This window comes from Rhodopseudomonas pentothenatexigens, from assembly GCF_900218015.1.
Lineage (GTDB): Bacteria > Pseudomonadota > Alphaproteobacteria > Rhizobiales > Xanthobacteraceae > Rhodopseudomonas > Rhodopseudomonas pentothenatexigens.
This window is the reverse complement of record NZ_UFQQ01000003.1, coordinates 31,779-47,143: the sequence shown is the minus strand read 5'-3', so window position 1 is coordinate 47,143 and position 15,365 is coordinate 31,779. Positions and strand designations below refer to the sequence as shown.

Below are 15,365 nucleotides of genomic sequence, written 5' to 3'. Positions count from 1 at the left end.
TCGCGGACATTTTGGCGTTTTCGCGTTACGCCATCAACCTTCCGCTGTACAGCGGATTTGGCCGGCGGAAGCCATTTGACTTTTCCGTAACGCCTCCCTATCAAGCGCCCCGGGCCCAGGTGGCGGAATTGGTAGACGCGCTGGTTTCAGGTACCAGTGGGTAACACCGTGGAGGTTCGAGTCCTCTCCTGGGCACCATTGCCCACGCCCTTCTCCTCACATCGACCTCGCTTCGAGGCCATCGCTTTCGGCTCCCACCATCTCGGTGGCCGGCGCCCCTCGCCTCCTGCGAATCGGGGCGGTAGGTTGAGTGGCGATTCGGAGGCGCTCAGGCCTCCTGATCCATTGCCCGAGGTTTGCGACACCATGACGATCCGCCTGCATCGCGGCGACCTGCCGGATCTTTCGCGCTATCCGCATTCGGTGGCGATCGACACCGAGACGATGGGGCTGCATCCGCATCGCGACCGGCTGTGCGTAGTGCAACTGTCGAACGGCGACGGCAGCGCCGACGTGGTGCAGATCCCGCAGGGCGCGACCGACGCGCCGAACCTCAAGAAGCTGCTCGGCGATCCGGCCGTGGTGAAGATCTTCCACTTCGCCCGATTCGATCTGGCGGCGCTGTACAAGGCGTTCGGCGTGATGCCGCAGCCAGTGTACTGCACCAAGATCGCCTCGCGCCTGACCCGCACCTACACCGACCGCCACGGCCTGAAGGATCTGGTGCGCGAACTGCTCGGCATCGATCTGTCGAAGCAGCAGCAATCCAGCGATTGGGGCGCCGACAGCTTGAGCGACGCCCAGCTCGCTTACGCCGCCTCTGACGTGCTGCATCTGCATGCGCTGCGCGACCGGCTCGACGCGATGCTGGCGCGGGAGAACCGGACGGAACTGGCAACCGCCTGCTTCGGTTTCCTGCCGGTGCGCGCCCGGCTGGATCTCGACGGCTGGAGCGAAGAGGACATTTTCGCTCATTCGTGAACGGTTTAGCCGCGCCGACGCCGGCCGTGACGCCGCACCCGGGGCGGCGCGCCGCGTTTCGGTCATACTCCTCGGCCTGATGGGCCGGGCGTGGCCCTCCCCTGACGGGGCGATTAAGATAAGATTAAGGATGTACTGCAGACTGGAGGTCGCCCTCGGCAGCGGCGCTCCGGAGGATGGGGCGTACGGCTCCGTAACAACCACGAGATCAGCTCGGGAGCAGCGGTGACGGCGATTCAGATGTCGTCTTATCAGGCCGGTATGGAGGCGCGCTTCGCGGCAGCGGCGCGTCACAGCCGCTTGGTGCGCACGCTGCGCGTCGCCGTCCCGCTGGTCGTGGTGCTGTCGATGGCGGTGATCGTCGCGATCTCGATCTTCAACCCGTTCCGTTATCTGTCCAAACTGCCGCTCGACATCGGCGACCTGGTGGTGTCCGGTACCAAGATCACGATGGAAGCGCCGCATCTCGCCGGCTTCACCGATGACGGCCGGCCCTATGAAATGTGGGCCCGCTCGGCCACCCAGGATCTGACCAGCCAGGACCATGTCGACCTGCATACGCTGCGCGCCAAGGTGCTGTCGGAAGACCAGTCCACCGTGGTGATCGAGGCGCGGGAGGGGCAGTTCCAGACCAAGGCCCAGCTTCTGAAGCTCAACAAGGACGTCTATCTGCACAATTCCACCGGCACCGAAGCGTGGATGACTCAGGCCGATGTCGACATGGGCCAGGGCACGGTCACGTCCGACGCCCCGGTCGATGTCAAATGGGAGGGCGGCACGCTGCGCGGCCAGCGGATGCGGATCACCGAAAAGGGCGACCTGATCCGGTTCGAGGGCGGCGTGGTGATGAACCTCGACAACGCCTCGCCGGTCGATCCGGACGCAGGCTCGCCCGCTCGGCCTGCAGCCCCCGCCCCGGCCAAGCGGCCGGCTCCCGCCTCCGGCCAGCGCGCCCTCGCGAAGTGAGCCCGACCATGAACGTTGCCGCTTTTTTCCATCCGCGCCGCGGCCGCCTCGCAGCAGCCTGCGCCGCGCTGGCCGTGGCGGCGCTCGGCCCCGTGCCGGCGGTCGCCCAAAGCGCCATGCAGGGCGTACCGAATGCGATGCAGGGCTTCTCGCAGAACCGCGACAAGCCGATCCAGATCGAATCCGACACTCTGGAAGTGCGCGACAAGAAGAAGGAAGCGACCTTCACCGGCAACGTCAAAGTGGTGCAGGGCGACACCACGATGACCTCGCAGAGCCTGGTGGTGTTCTACGATCAGGATCAGGCGCCGGCGAAAGGTGCCAAAGGCAAGCCGATGGCAGCAGCGGCCCCCGGCCCGGACGGCGCCTCGTCGATCCGGCGGCTCGAAGCCAAGGGCCACGTCGTGGTCACCCAGAAGGATCAGGTCGTCACCGGCGACAGGGCGGTGTTTGAGACCAAGACCAATCTGGTGACGATGACCGGCAATGTGGTGCTGACCCAGGCACGTAACGTGGTGCGGGGCGACCGGCTGCTGGTCGATATGACCACCGGCGTGTCGCGGGTGGAATCCGACACCGGCCGGGTCCAGGGTCTGTTCCAGTCGTCCGGCGCAAACGGCGGCGGCCCGCTGCCGCTCGGTCCGCCGACCAGCTCCGGCAAGCCGAAGTGATCACGCCCCGCCGACATCGAGCACCGCCCAGGTTGAACCTGATGCTGCACAGCTGTAACAGCGACCGCAAAGCCTCGCCCCGTTCGGTGCGCCGTCCGCTGTCCGCGCCCGATCCCGGCAGCGGCGCCGCCGACGCGATGGTGGCAGGGTGGATCGCGAAGCAGGTACTGTAGCGCATGGTGGATCTTCGCGGCATGTTCCGTCGGCGCGGCCCAAAGGCTTCCGGCTCGTCACACGTGGGGAGCGACATCACCGGATACGGCGACGATGTCGGCGATCTGCTGACCGTGCCGGTGCGCGATGCCCCCCCGATCACGCGGAGCGATGCTTACGCCACACAGCAGCGGCAGCCGGCGGCGGCGCGGCGCCCGGCTGCCGCCCCCCGGCAAGCGGCCACGCACCAGCAGGCGCCCTCGCCCAATTATCTGGCGGTCCACAGCGTCGAGAAGAGCTTCGGCACCCGCAAGATCGTGCGCGGTGTCAGCATCTACGTCCGCCGCGGCGAAGCGGTCGGTCTGCTCGGCCCGAACGGCGCCGGCAAGACCACGGTGTTCTATATGATCACCGGCCTGATCAAGGCCGACCGCGGCGCGATCGAGCTCGACGGCCACAACGTCACCAAGCTGCCGATGTATCAGCGCGCCCGGCTGGGCATCGGCTACCTGCCGCAGGAAGCCTCGATCTTCCGCGGCCTCACCGTCGAACAGAACATCCGCGCGGTGCTGGAAGCGGTCGAACCCGACAGGCGCAAGCGTGAAGCCCAGCTCGATAATTTGCTGCAGGAATTCAACATCGAGCGCCTGCGCAAATCGCCCTCGATCGCATTGTCCGGTGGTGAACGCCGCCGCGTCGAGATCGCCCGCGCGCTGGCCAGCCGACCGAACTACATGCTGCTCGACGAGCCGTTCGCCGGCATCGACCCGATCGCGGTCGGCGACATTCAGGACCTGGTGCGGCATCTGACCAATCGCGGCATCGGCGTGCTGATCACCGACCACAACGTCCGCGAAACCCTCGGCCTCACCGACCGTGCCTACATCGTCTATGCGGGCGAGATCCTGACCGAAGGCACGCCTGAAGACATCGTCAACGATCCGGACGTGCGCCGGCTTTACCTTGGTGAAGAATTCCGGCTGTGAAGCTGGTTGCGGTTTAGGGCCGGCGGGTCCATGATTACCATTACCGGCCTGATCGTGAGGCGCGATCGGAACTACTTAGATACCGGAAAGACATCCCGCCCGAAGGGCCGGCGCCTCTACTCCAAATTTCCCATCCGTCAAGGCGTGTACAACCGCTCCGGAAAGGCGTAAGCAAGAAACGGACCAACTACCGTTTCCTGGCCACCATGGCGCTGTCGCAACGTCTCGAATTCCGCCAGACCCAGTCTCTGGTGATGACCCCGCAACTGATGCAGGCGATCAAGCTGCTTCAGCTGTCGAATCTCGACCTCGCGGCATTCGTCGAAGACGAAATCGAGAAGAACCCGTTGCTGGATCGCGCCGGCGACAATGCGGAACCGCCGGTGGCCGGAGAAGCGGCGGAAGGCGCCGAAGGCGGCGCTGACTTCAACGCAAACGGCGGCGAAGATCTCGGCGGCGACGGCTCGTCCGATTTCGCCGACACCACCGGCGCCGGCGCGTTCGAGCCCGGCACTGAAGAGTGGATGCACCGCGATCTCGGCAGCCGCAGCGACATCGAGCAGACGCTCGATACCGGCATGGAGAACGTGTTCCCCGAAGAGCCCGCCGAAGCCGCGGCGCGCGCCGCGCAGGACAGCGCGCCGGCCTCCTATACCGAATGGGGCGGCGGCGCTTCGTCGGACGAGGGCTACAATCTCGAAGCTTTCGTGGCCGCCGAATTGTCGCTGGCCGATCATCTTGCCGAGCAGCTCGCCGTCGCGGTGACGACGCCGTCGCAGCGCCTGATCGGGCAGTACCTGATCGACCTGGTCGATGATGCCGGCTACCTGCCGGCCGATCTCGGCGATGCCGCCGAACGGCTCGGCGCCAGCCCGGCCGAGGTCGAAGCGGTGGTGCAGGTGCTGCAGAGCTTCGACCCACCCGGAATCTGCGCGCGCAATTTGAGCGAATGCCTCGCGATCCAGCTCCGCGAGCGCGACCGCTACGATCCGGCCATGCAGGCCCTGGTCGAGCACCTGGATCTGCTCGCCAAGCGCGATGTCGCGAATTTGCGGAAGATCTGCGGCGTCGACGACGAAGACCTTGTCGACATGATCGGCGAAATCCGCCATCTCGATCCGAAGCCCGGCCTGAAATTCGGCTCGTCGCGGGTGCAGACCATCGTGCCGGACGTGTTCGTCCGTCCCGGCCCCGACGGCGGCTGGCTGGTCGAGCTCAACAGCGACACGCTGCCGAAGGTGCTGGTCAACCAGTCGTATTATTCCGAGCTGTCCAAGACGATCCGCAAGGACGGCGACAAGTCGTACTTCTCCGACTGTCTGCAGAACGCCACCTGGCTGGTGCGCGCGCTCGATCAGCGCGCCCGCACCATCCTCAAGGTCGCGACCGAGATCGTGCGCCAGCAGGACGGCTTCTTCACCCACGGCGTCAAGCATCTGCGTCCGCTGAATCTGAAAGCCGTGGCCGACGCGATTCAGATGCACGAATCGACCGTGTCGCGCGTCACCGCCAACAAATACATGGCGACCAACCGCGGCACCTTCGAACTCAAGTATTTCTTCACCGCATCGATCGCGTCCGCCGACGGCGGCGAAGCGCATTCGGCCGAAGCGGTGCGCCACCAGATCCGCCAGCTGATCGACGATGAAGATCCGTCGGCGATCCTGTCGGATGATACGATCGTCGAACGACTGCGCGAAGCCGGCATCGACATCGCGCGCCGCACCGTCGCGAAATATCGCGAAGCGATGCGCATTCCCTCTTCGGTGCAGCGCCGTCGCGACAAGCAGAACATGCTGGGTGCGTCCGCTGTGGCGAGCCGCTCCCGCGACACCGCCCCAGCTTGATTGCGTCGCCCTGCTCTGACTAGAGTCAGTTCCCCAAACGTGAATCGAGGCACTCCCATGACGATCCGGATATCCGGCAAAAGCATCAGCATCGGCGAAGCGCTGCGCAGCCGCGTGAGCGAGCGCACCGAGGAGGTGCTGCGCAAGTATTTCGATGGGAATTATTCGGGGCACTTCACGCTCAGCAAAGACGGCTTCGGCTTCCGGACCGATTGTGCGCTGCATCTCGATTCCGGCATCACCCTGGAGGCCGAGTCCAACGCTGCCGACGCCTATGTCAGCGCGGATCAGGCTCTGGTGCAGATCGAAAAGAGGCTCCGCCGCTATAAGAGCCGGCTGAAGGATCGCTCCGCCCGCAAGGCGCACGCCGAGGCCAACGCGCTCGCCGAGCTCAGCGCGCCGGTCGACGCGGCCAGCTATGTGATCGAAGCGCCGGGAGACGAAGAACACCACGAGGACGCCTACAATCCGGTGATCATCGCCGAGGCGACCACCGCGATGAAGCGGCTGTCGGTGAGCGAAGCGGTGGTCGAACTCGATCTTACCGGAGCTCCGGTGCTGGTGTTCCTGCACGGCAGCTCGGGTCGGGTGAACATCATTTATCGTCGGGCCGACGGCAATATCGGCTGGATCGATCCGCCGGTCCTGAACGGCGCCGCAAGCTGATGCCGACGCCCTGGGGAACCACTGCGCAGCGGTCTCCTCAGGGCATTGACGCCCGTTGGGCGCTCTGCCTATGGTCCGCCGCTCCTCGGCGGGCCGCCGACGTCGTTTTACGGTCGCCGTCTGGAATGCTAGACTTTGGTTAGGATGATGATTTCAGAAGCGTATTCGCCCTGGTCGGACGATCGGGCGAAGCTTCTCAGATCGAACGCTTGACGCAACCCACCGCCGTCCTATTTCACACCGGACCGCAGCAACCTCCCCGGAACGCCTTGATGACGATAACGGATCTTGTCGCGCCCGAGGCCGTCATCCCGGCGCTGAAGGTGATCAGCAAGAAGCAGGCGCTGCAGGAGCTGGCGGCGCGCGCCGCTGAACTGACCGGCCAAAACGAGCGCACGATCTTCGAGGTATTGTTGCAGCGCGAGAAGCTCGGCACCACGGCGGTCGGCTATGGGGTGGCGATTCCGCACGGCAAGCTGCCCAAGCTGGAGAAGTTGTTCGGGCTGTTCGCGCGATTGGAGCGGCCGATCGACTTCGAAGCGATGGATGGCCAGCCGGTCGATCTGATCTTCCTGCTGCTGGCGCCGGAAGGTGCCGGCGCCGACCATCTCAAGGCGCTGGCGCGGATCGCCCGCCTGCTGCGCGACCAGGACGTCGCCAAAAAGCTGCGCGCTTCGCGCGATGCCCACGCGATCTACTCGGTGCTGGCGCTGCCTCCCGCGACCGCGGCTTAACACCGCGGCTGATTAGCTGGGCGATCAGCTCCGAGGAGCCTTCGCCTCCTACCAGGTTGTGCCGGTTGCGAGCAGGCGAGGCTGCGAGCCCTGTTTAACCGGGGGCAAGCAAGTAACGCGGCGCGATCCGCGGCGAACCGACGACGCCGGCCCGGGGCCTCGGTGCCGCTGTTGAGACACGACAAACGCGGGGGCCGTCACCGGATTCCCCGCGTCGCGTAACCGTTTTGTTTTCGAGTCAGCGCTTAGTGGACGCTGACGGCCTGCAGTTCCTGGCTCCAGGCATTGGCGATCGCCGCTTCCCGGCTGTCGGTCAGCATGATCGGCGTGCCGTCGGCCGAATGCAGCGCGAACAGCTTGAGACCGGGCGCGATCTGCGGCGCCTGCGGGAACAATCCCGGGACGTCCTCGGAGCGGATCTGCTTCACATAGGCGATGTGGCCTTCGCCCAGATGCGCCAGCGCTTCCGGCGTGACACCCACATTTTCAAGCGTAGTACCAGATTCAGTCATGGTCTCGACTCCTCTAGGAGACAAGCGGTCGAGTCCGCTACTCGTTCCATTATTCGTGTTCGGTGATGGCGATTGTCTTAATGACCCTTTCCGGCTCCGGCCGGACGAGGTCGACGGACAACAACCCGTTCTTCAGGTCCGCACCCAGCACCTGCATCCCGTCGGCCAGCACGAAGGTCCGCTGGAAGTGACGTGCGGCAATGCCGCGGTGGATGTATTGCCGAGCTTTGTCATCCTGCTGCCGGCCCCGGATCACCAGTTGATTCTCCTCAACCGTGACGTCGAGTTGATCGCGGGTGAATCCAGCCACCGCCAATGTGATCCGCAGCTTTTCGGGATCGCCGTTGCTGCGTTCGCACCGCTCGATGTTGTACGGGGGATACCCGTCGGCGCCTTTGACGACGCGGTCGAGCGCACGCTCGATCTCGTCGAATCCCAGCAGGAAGGGACTTGATAACGAAGGAACACGAGACATCACAAAGTCCTCTCGAAGCGACTTTGAGGGGGTCCTTGCGGCACCCCGTCGACCGTCCGGCACCTCGCCGGCCGGTCCAGACCAATATGGGCAGTGCAAAAGAACTGTTCAAGAAGCCGGAACGGTGAATTCCACCAGGAGCTTAGGCTCCCCAGCCGGCGATTCGCCGACGCCCGTCGGCAGAAAACAGATGCAGGCTGTACGGCGCCGCTTCCACTGCCAGACGCTCTCCGAGCGCCGGCGCGGTCTGGCCGGGAATCCGAATGATGATCTCTCCACCTGAGGACTCGCCGGGCTTGCCCGCGACCACCGGCCGCGGCTCGCGGCCGGCGCGGACGCCATAGACGAACGTTTCTGGCCCAACCCGCTCGATCGCCTCGACAACGATGTCGAGCGCCAGCCCGTCGCTACGCGCCGTCCCTCGGGCGACCACCAGGTCCTCGGGCCGGACTCCGAGGATACCCGCCTCGGCCGGTGCACCGCCGAGCTGCGTCCGCAGATCATCCGCGAGCGGCAACAGATTCATCGGCGGCGCGCCGATGAAGGACGCCACAAAGGTGGTTGCCGGCCTGGCATAGACGTCGAGCGGCGCACCGATCTGTTCGACCTCCCCCGCATTCATCACCACCAGGACATCGGCCAGCGTCATCGCTTCGAGCTGGTCGTGGGTGACGTACACCGCCGTGGTGGCGAGCCGACGCTGCAGCTTGCGGATCTCGACTCGCATCGCGACGCGCAGCTTGGCGTCGAGATTGGACAGCGGCTCGTCGAACAGGAACACCTTGGGCTGGCGCACGATGGCGCGGCCCATCGCCACGCGCTGGCGCTGACCGCCGGAGAGCTGCCGCGGCTTGCGGGCCAGCATCGAACCGAGTTCGAGGATGCGCGCAGCCTCCTGCACCCGGGCGTCGATCTCCGGCTTGGCCATGCCGCGGTTTCGCAGACCGTACGCCATGTTGTTGTAGACGGTCATGTGCGGATACAGCGCGTAGTTCTGGAACACCATCGCGATGTCGCGGTCGGCCGGCTCGACCGCATTGACGACGCGCCCGCCGATCTCGATCTCGCCGGCGGTGATCGTTTCCAGCCCCGCGACCATCCGCAGCAGCGTGGACTTGCCGCAGCCGGAGGGGCCGACCAGCACGCAGAACTGGCCGTCGCCGACCGCGAAGTCGACGCCCTTGATCGCCTCAAATCCACCTGGATAGGTCTTGCGGACCTGACGGAGAACGACATCGGCCACGATTACTTCTCCGTCTCGACCAGACCGCGCACGAACAGCTTCTGCATCAGCACCACCACCGCGACCGGCGGCAGCATCGCCAGCACGGCCGTCGCCATCACCACCGGCCATTCGGTGAGCGCGTCGGAGGTGACGATCATCTTGCGGATACCGATCTGGATGGTCTGCATGTCGTCACGCGTGGTGATCAGCAGCGGCCACAGATATTGATTCCAGCCGAGGATGAACAAGATCACGAACAGCGCCGCCATGTTGGTGCGCGACAGCGGCAGCAGCGTATCCCAGAAAAACCGCAGCGGCCCGGCGCCGTCGATCCGGGAGGCCTCCAGCAGCTCGTCCGGCACCGTCATGAAGAACTGCCGGAACAGCAGGGTCGCCGTCGCCGACGCGATCAGCGGCAGCGCCAGCCCCGCATAGCTGTCGAGCAGATTGAGATCGGCGGCGATCTTGTAGGTCGGATAGATCCTGACCTCGACCGGCAGCATCAGAGTGATGAAGATCAGCCAGAAAATCGACATCCGGAACGGGAAGCGGAAATACACGATCGCGAACGCCGAGATGATCGATATCGCGATCTTGCCGAGCGCGATCGACATCGCCATCACGAAGGAGTTGAACAGCATGCTGGCGACCGGCTCGCGGGTGGTGCCCGACGAGCCGACGAAGATCGTCTTATAGTAGGTCTCGAGAAAATGGTCGCCCGGCAGCAGCGACATCTGGCCGTTGGCGATGGTGGCGTTGTCCTGAGTCGAGGCGACGAAGGCTAGATAGACCGGAAACGCCACGACCGCGACGCCGATCCACAGGATCAGATGCGGCACCAGATTTCCGAACTTCCGGTGCTCGACCATCAATAGTTCACCCTGCGCTCGACGAAACGGAACTGGATCGCCGTCAGTGCGATCACGATCGCCATCAGGATTACCGATTGGGCCGCCGAGCTGCCGAGGTTCGATCCGAGCAGACCGTCCTGGTACACCTTGTAGACCAACGTCTCGGTGGCTTTCGCCGGGCCGCCGCGGGTCATGGTGTCGATGATGCCGAACGTATCGAAGAACGCATACACCACGTTGACGATCACCAGAAAGAAGATCGTCGGCGACAGCAGCGGAAAAATGATGGTCCAGAACCGGCGCATCGGCCGGGCGCCGTCGATCGCCGCCGCCTCGATGACGCTCGACGGGATCGCCTGCAGCCCCGCGAGGAAGAACAGGAAATTGTAGGAGATCTGCTTCCACGCCGCGGCGAGCACGATCAGCAGCGCCGCCTGATCGCCGTCGAGCAGCGGATTCCAGTCGACGCCGAGCGCGCGCAGCCCGTGGGCGATCACGCCGAGCGAGGGATTGAGCATGAACACCCACAGCACGCCGACCACCGGCGGCGCCACCGCGTAGGGCCAGATCAGCATGGTGCGATAGAAGGTCGATCCGCGCAGCGGCCGGTCCGCCATCACCGCAAGCAGCAGCGCCAAAGACAGCGACGACAGGGCGATCGCAAAGGAGAAGGCGAAGGTGCGGACGATCGCGGCATAATAATCGGGTTGCTCCAGCAGCTCGCGATAATTGTCGAACCACACGAACACGGTCGACAACCCGAATGCGTCCTGCAGCAGAAACGACTGGATCACCGCCTGAACGGCGGGCCAATAGAAGAACACCAGCACCACCGCGACCTGCGGCAGCACCAGCAGGTAGGGCAGGAACTTGGATTGAAAGACGGCGTGCTTGAGCATGCGTTAACTCCCCTCCCCCCGCTCTTGCGGCGGTGAGGGGTCGGGGGTGGGGGGAGCCGCGCGGACGGCGTCTACGATCGTCTGCATCACACCGTCGATGTTGTTCAGGACATCGTTATTCCAGAAACGCAAAACGCGATAGCCCGCCGCATGGAGATAGCTGGTTCGGACTACATCGGCGGCTGATTCTGCGTGCTGGCCTCCATCGAGTTCGATGACGAGGCGGAGGGCATGGCAGGCGAAGTCTGCGTAGTAAGGCCCGATCGTCGCCTGGCGGCGGAAATGAACCTCGCTGAAGGCGGATCGACGCAGTCGCTGCCACAGCTTCCGCTCGGCGTCCGTCGGATTTTGACGAAGGCTCCTAGCTCGTTCGATCCGCTGGTCAACCGTGCGTGCCATCAGCGTTCGTGCCTGGGGCACCCCCACCCCCGACCCCTCCCCGCCGCAAGAGCGGGGGGCAGGGGGGATAGAGAGCGTGCTGCGAAATAACTATCTCACCGCCGTCTTCTCGAACTGCCGCAGCATCGCGTTGCCGCGTTCGACCGCGGCGTCGAGCGCTTCCTTGGCGGTCTTCTTGCCGGCCAGTGCCTGCTCGATCTCCTCGGCCCAGACTTCGCGGAGCTGCACCATGTTGCCGAGACGCAGGCCGCGCGAATTCTCGGTCGGCGGCTTGTTGGTCAGCTCCTTGATCGGAGTTTCGAGGAACGGCTGCTCCTTGTAGAAGCCCTCGGCCTTGGCTTTCTCATAGGCCGCCTTGGTGATCGGCAGGTAGCCGGAAGCCTTGTGGATCGCGACCTGGCGGTCAGTGTCCGACAGGAACGCCAGGAACTTGGCGACGCCCTTGTACTCGTCGGCTTTCTTGCCGCCCATCACCCACAGCGAGGCGCCGCCGATGATCGAATTCTGCGGCGCGCCCTTGACGTCCGGATAATACGGCATCGGCGCGTTGGTCCAGTTGAACTTGGCCTGCGACTTGACGTTGCCGAAGAAGCCCGACGAGGTCAGGAACAGCGGGCATTCGCCCGAGGTGAAGCGCCCTTCGCCGGTATTGGTGCGGCCGGAATAGTCGTAGGTCTTGTCCTTCTGCAATTCGATCAGCTTCTGCAGATGGTTGACCTGCACCGGGCCGTTGAATTCGAGCTTGGTGTCGAAGCTGTCGAGACCGTTGGCCTTGGTGGCCAGCGGCACGTTGTGCCAAGCGGAGAGCTGCTCGAGATTGGCCCAGGTGACCCACGCGGTGGAGAAGCCGCAGGTGGCGTAGCCGGCCGCTTTCAGTTTCTTGGCGTCGTCGAACACCTCGGGCCAGGTCTTCGGAATCTCGGCGATGTTCGCTTTCTTCAACGCGTCGAGATTGACCCACATCACCATCGACGAGGAGTTGAACGGGAACGACAGCATCTCACCCTTGGAGGTCGAGTAGTAGCCGGTGATCGCCGGCAGATACGCCTTGGGATCGAACGGTTCGCCGGTCTCCTGCATCAGCTTGTAAACGGGCTTCACCGCGCCGGTGGCGGCCATCATGGTGGCGGTGCCGACTTCGAACACCTGAAGGATGTGCGGCGCGTTGCCGGCACGGAACGCGGCGATGCCGGCGTTCATGGTGTCGGCGTAGCCGCCCTTGTAGGTCGGCACCACCTTGTAGTCGCTCTGGGCGGCATTGAAGTCGTTGGCCAGCTTGACGATGACGTCGTTGTTGCCGCCGGTCATCGCGTGCCACCACTGTATCTCGGTGACCGCATGCGCCGGCGCAGCCAGCGTCAGCGTCGCGGCGATCGCCGTCGCGGCGGCCGCGGTCAGGCCAAAGGATCGAAATGCCATGAAAACCTCCCGGTTGGGCACGTCACTGTGGTGGTTGTGGCGCGGGTAGCAGTGCTGAATGACAGACACATGACCGTATAAGGGAGGGCCGGGCGGTTGGGGAAGTGACCGCATCGTGGCCGCGGCAAAAACCTCGTGGTGCAGTGCGAGACGCATTGCACCACGGTATTGGTTGCGGGAGAGACGGCGGTCGCCGACGCAGACGGCGGTCGCCATCGCTGCCGGAGCGACGGTGATCAGCGCTTGCGCTCCGGGCCGCTGACGATGCCGTCGGCGACCAGTTTGGAGATGTCGTCAGCCGAATAGCCGAACTCCCCAAGCACCTCTCCCGCGTGCTCGCTGAACTTCGGCGGCACGCCGCGCAACGACGCCTTGGTGCGGTCGAACCGGATCGGCGAAGCGACGCCCCTGTACCAGTCCTTCTCGATGATATCGCCGCGGTACTTGACGTGCTCGCTGGCGAGCGCCTTGTCGATCGCCTGCACCGGCCCGGCCGGCAGACCGGCGGCGAGCAGCTTGCGGCACAGCGGCTCGGCGTCGTGATTGGCGAGGATCGCCTCCAGCTCGGCGCGCAGCTCCGCGCGGTTGACGACGCGGTCGCGGTTGCGAGCGAAGCGCGGATCGGTGCCGAGCTCCGGCTTGCCGAGTTCGCGGCACAGCTTGCGGAAGGTGCCGTCGTTGCCGACGCCCATGAAGATGTTGCCGTCGCGCGCCGCGAACACCGAATACGGATACAGATTCGGATGCTCGTTGCCGGTACGCGCCGGCGGCTTGCCGTGCATGAAGAAGTTCGCCGTGTGCGGATGCATGATGGCGAGGCCGGTCTCGAACAGCGTCGCCTCGACGAACTGGCCGAGCCCCGACTTCTGCCGCTCCAACAGCGCCATCAGGATGCCGACGCAGGCGTAGAGTCCGGTCGACATGTCGACCAGCGCGACGCCGATGCGGGTAGGGCCAGAATCCGGCGTGCCGGTCGATTCCATCAGGCCGACCATCGACTGGATGATGGCGTCGTAGCCGGGATGGCCGCCGTGCGGGCCGTCGCCGCCGAAGCCCGAAATCCGGCAATGCACCAGCTGCGGAAATTTCGCCCGCAGCACGTCGTTGCCGATGCCCCATTTGTCGAGCGTGCCCGGCTTGAAGTTCTCGATCATCACGTCGGCGTCTTCGAGCATCTTCATCAGCACGGTGCGGCCGCCCTCGGAGGCGAGGTCGAGGCCGATCGAACGCTTGTTGCGGTTGGTGCCGATGAAATACGCCGCGTCGTCGTCGTGGAACGGCGGGCCCCAGTCGCGGGTCTCGTCGCCAGCCGGCGGTTCGACCTTGATGACGTCGGCGCCGTGGTCGGCGAGGATCTGGGTGCAGTACGGGCCGCCGAGCACGCGCGACAGATCGATCACGCGCAGACCGGCAATCGCGCCGGAATTCAATGCAGGGGTCATACGGGCTTTCTTACCGAAGCTTTGCAGGAGCGGAGAACTTACCTCTCAAAGACGCTTTTTTGCAAACGCCCGCCCGGACGCGGACTTCAGATACTTTTCAAAAGCGAAAGCCTGGCGGGGGTCACTAAAGGCAATGTACGTCTTCAGCCTCCACGGACGGAATTTCGACGTATGCGGCACCTCACCGGCGTTATGCTTGCGAATTCGCGCAGGCAAATCGTCAGTGATGCCGACGTAGAAGCGCTCAGAAACTTCGCTTTGAAGAATGTAAACGTATTTCATTGAGCACCCCGCGCTAAGGCGCTCGAAATCGATTCGAGACAATGAAGCGAATTTAGCCCGGCTTCGCCCTTCGGGCTACGCCGCGGCAGCCTTCGCTTGCTTCGCCACGATAGGTTTCCGGGCTTGCCGAGCCGAAGCTTGCGTGCTCGTGGCCCGGCTTCGCCCTTCGGGCTACGCCGCGGCAGCCTTCGCTTGCTTCGCCACGATAGGTTTCCGGGCTTGCCGAGCCGAAGCTTGCGAAGCAAGCGAAGGCTGGTGGAGCCAGGCGGGATCGAACCGCCGACCTCTTGCATGCCATGCAAGCGCTCTCCCAGCTGAGCTATGGCCCCTGACCCTGGGTGCGCGGCGCAAATCAAATTCGCCGCGCGGCAATCGTTGATCACATATCGGCGACGATCTCAAGTCTCCTCATCGCCAGAAACGTCACCAATGATGTCGGTGACGTCTTCGTCCTCTTCTTCCTCATCGGCGATGAAGGTCGAATCGTCGTCATCGTCGTCGATCGTTTCGTCGATCTCGATGTCGTCCTCGGATTCCGGAACCACCGCCTTGACCTTGCCGGTATTCTCCTCGGCATCGGCCTCTTCCAGCGACACCAGCTCTTCGGCCTCCATCGCCTCGGGCGCCTCGGTGTCCGCGCTGGCGGTGGGGCGCTGGTCGGCACGAGTGCGCGGCGCCGCGACCGGTGCGATCGGCACCACCTCGCCGGTGTAGGGCGAGATCACGGGGTTCTTGTTCAGATCGTAGAACTTTTTGCCCGTCGTCGGGCAAATACGTTTGGTTCCGAGATCGGATTTCGCCACTTGTGCAACCTTGGGATTTCTTGAAAAACGGTGCTTCACTTGGCTAGTTGGCAC

At 64.4% G+C, this 15,365-nt stretch carries 18 protein-coding genes and 2 tRNA genes; 9 read left to right on the top strand and 11 right to left on the bottom strand.

Annotation, left to right across the window (positions count from 1 at the left end; genetic code table 11):
• Positions 1-113 precede the first annotated feature (113 nt).
• From DWA33_RS03150 to ptsN, 9 genes are all read left to right on the top strand, one after another.
• Positions 114-198: transfer RNA gene (locus DWA33_RS03150), tRNA-Leu, on the top strand.
• A gap of 168 nt (positions 199-366) precedes the next feature.
• Positions 367-981 carry a ribonuclease D gene (locus DWA33_RS03145; protein ID WP_114356645.1) on the top strand — a complete coding sequence of 205 codons (615 nt, stop codon included), beginning with the start codon at positions 367-369 and terminating at the stop codon, positions 979-981.
• A 225-nt stretch (positions 982-1,206) separates the two neighbouring features.
• Positions 1,207-1,947 (top strand): LPS export ABC transporter periplasmic protein LptC, encoded by a 741-nt coding sequence (gene lptC, locus DWA33_RS03140; RefSeq protein WP_114356644.1) that lies wholly within the window; start codon positions 1,207-1,209, stop codon positions 1,945-1,947.
• Between the two features lie 8 nt (positions 1,948-1,955).
• A complete protein-coding gene (locus DWA33_RS03135) occupies positions 1,956-2,618 on the top strand; it encodes an LptA/OstA family protein (protein WP_114356643.1) in 663 nt (220 codons plus the stop codon).
• Between the two features lie 32 nt (positions 2,619-2,650).
• Positions 2,651-2,791, top strand: coding sequence for a hypothetical protein (locus DWA33_RS25080; RefSeq protein ID WP_167443112.1), 141 nt, complete (start codon positions 2,651-2,653; stop codon positions 2,789-2,791).
• Between the two features lie 3 nt (positions 2,792-2,794).
• Entirely contained in the window at positions 2,795-3,757 is a 963-nt protein-coding gene (gene lptB, locus DWA33_RS03130) for an LPS export ABC transporter ATP-binding protein (RefSeq protein ID WP_114356642.1), read from the top strand.
• A 206-nt stretch (positions 3,758-3,963) separates the two neighbouring features.
• A complete protein-coding gene (rpoN, locus tag DWA33_RS03125) occupies positions 3,964-5,604 on the top strand; it encodes an RNA polymerase factor sigma-54 (protein WP_114356641.1) in 1,641 nt (546 codons plus the stop codon).
• A 57-nt stretch (positions 5,605-5,661) separates the two neighbouring features.
• Positions 5,662-6,270 carry a ribosome hibernation-promoting factor, HPF/YfiA family gene (gene hpf, locus DWA33_RS03120; protein ID WP_114356640.1) on the top strand — a complete coding sequence of 203 codons (609 nt, stop codon included), beginning with the start codon at positions 5,662-5,664 and terminating at the stop codon, positions 6,268-6,270.
• Between the two features lie 272 nt (positions 6,271-6,542).
• Positions 6,543-7,004: a PTS IIA-like nitrogen regulatory protein PtsN gene (ptsN, locus tag DWA33_RS03115; protein ID WP_011155623.1), complete on the top strand. Its 462-nt coding sequence runs from the start codon at positions 6,543-6,545 to the stop codon at positions 7,002-7,004.
• A 245-nt stretch (positions 7,005-7,249) separates the two neighbouring features.
• Here the strand turns inward: ptsN and DWA33_RS03110 are convergent, their stop codons facing one another.
• The 11 genes from DWA33_RS03110 to DWA33_RS03060 all read right to left on the bottom strand — a co-directional run bounded on the left by DWA33_RS03110 (position 7,250) and on the right by DWA33_RS03060 (position 15,311).
• The gene (locus DWA33_RS03110) at positions 7,250-7,516 is read right to left on the bottom strand and encodes a BQ00720 family protein (protein WP_114356639.1); all 267 of its coding nucleotides are present in this window, start codon (positions 7,514-7,516) and stop codon (positions 7,250-7,252) included.
• Between the two features lie 49 nt (positions 7,517-7,565).
• On the bottom strand, positions 7,566-7,991 hold the full coding sequence (locus DWA33_RS03105) for an Hsp20 family protein (protein ID WP_114356638.1): 426 nt from the start codon (positions 7,989-7,991) through the stop codon (positions 7,566-7,568).
• A gap of 142 nt (positions 7,992-8,133) precedes the next feature.
• Positions 8,134-9,234, bottom strand: coding sequence for a sn-glycerol-3-phosphate import ATP-binding protein UgpC (locus tag DWA33_RS03100; protein WP_114356637.1), 1,101 nt, complete (start codon positions 9,232-9,234; stop codon positions 8,134-8,136).
• A gap of 2 nt (positions 9,235-9,236) precedes the next feature.
• The gene (gene ugpE, locus DWA33_RS03095) at positions 9,237-10,085 is read right to left on the bottom strand and encodes a sn-glycerol-3-phosphate ABC transporter permease UgpE (protein WP_114356636.1); all 849 of its coding nucleotides are present in this window, start codon (positions 10,083-10,085) and stop codon (positions 9,237-9,239) included.
• On the bottom strand, positions 10,085-10,966 hold the full coding sequence (ugpA, locus tag DWA33_RS03090; protein ID WP_114356635.1) for a sn-glycerol-3-phosphate ABC transporter permease UgpA: 882 nt from the start codon (positions 10,964-10,966) through the stop codon (positions 10,085-10,087). The genes ugpE and ugpA overlap by 1 nt, the downstream gene beginning before the upstream one ends.
• A gap of 3 nt (positions 10,967-10,969) precedes the next feature.
• Positions 10,970-11,365, bottom strand: a complete 396-nt coding sequence (locus DWA33_RS03085; RefSeq protein WP_114356634.1) for an endonuclease domain-containing protein — start codon at positions 11,363-11,365, stop codon at positions 10,970-10,972.
• A 90-nt stretch (positions 11,366-11,455) separates the two neighbouring features.
• Complete coding sequence (ugpB, locus tag DWA33_RS03080; protein ID WP_114356633.1) at positions 11,456-12,784, bottom strand: sn-glycerol-3-phosphate ABC transporter substrate-binding protein UgpB; 1,329 nt, start codon at positions 12,782-12,784, stop codon at positions 11,456-11,458.
• 236 nt (positions 12,785-13,020) lie between these two features.
• Complete coding sequence (locus DWA33_RS03075) at positions 13,021-14,226, bottom strand: CaiB/BaiF CoA transferase family protein (RefSeq protein WP_114356632.1); 1,206 nt, start codon at positions 14,224-14,226, stop codon at positions 13,021-13,023.
• A 45-nt stretch (positions 14,227-14,271) separates the two neighbouring features.
• A complete protein-coding gene (locus tag DWA33_RS03070) occupies positions 14,272-14,508 on the bottom strand; it encodes a GIY-YIG nuclease family protein (RefSeq protein WP_114356631.1) in 237 nt (78 codons plus the stop codon).
• Positions 14,509-14,761: 253 nt separating this feature from the next.
• A tRNA-Ala gene (locus DWA33_RS03065) sits at positions 14,762-14,837 on the bottom strand.
• 69 nt (positions 14,838-14,906) lie between these two features.
• Positions 14,907-15,311 carry a TIGR02300 family protein gene (locus DWA33_RS03060; protein ID WP_114356630.1) on the bottom strand — a complete coding sequence of 135 codons (405 nt, stop codon included), beginning with the start codon at positions 15,309-15,311 and terminating at the stop codon, positions 14,907-14,909.
• Positions 15,312-15,365: the final 54 nt, after the last annotated feature.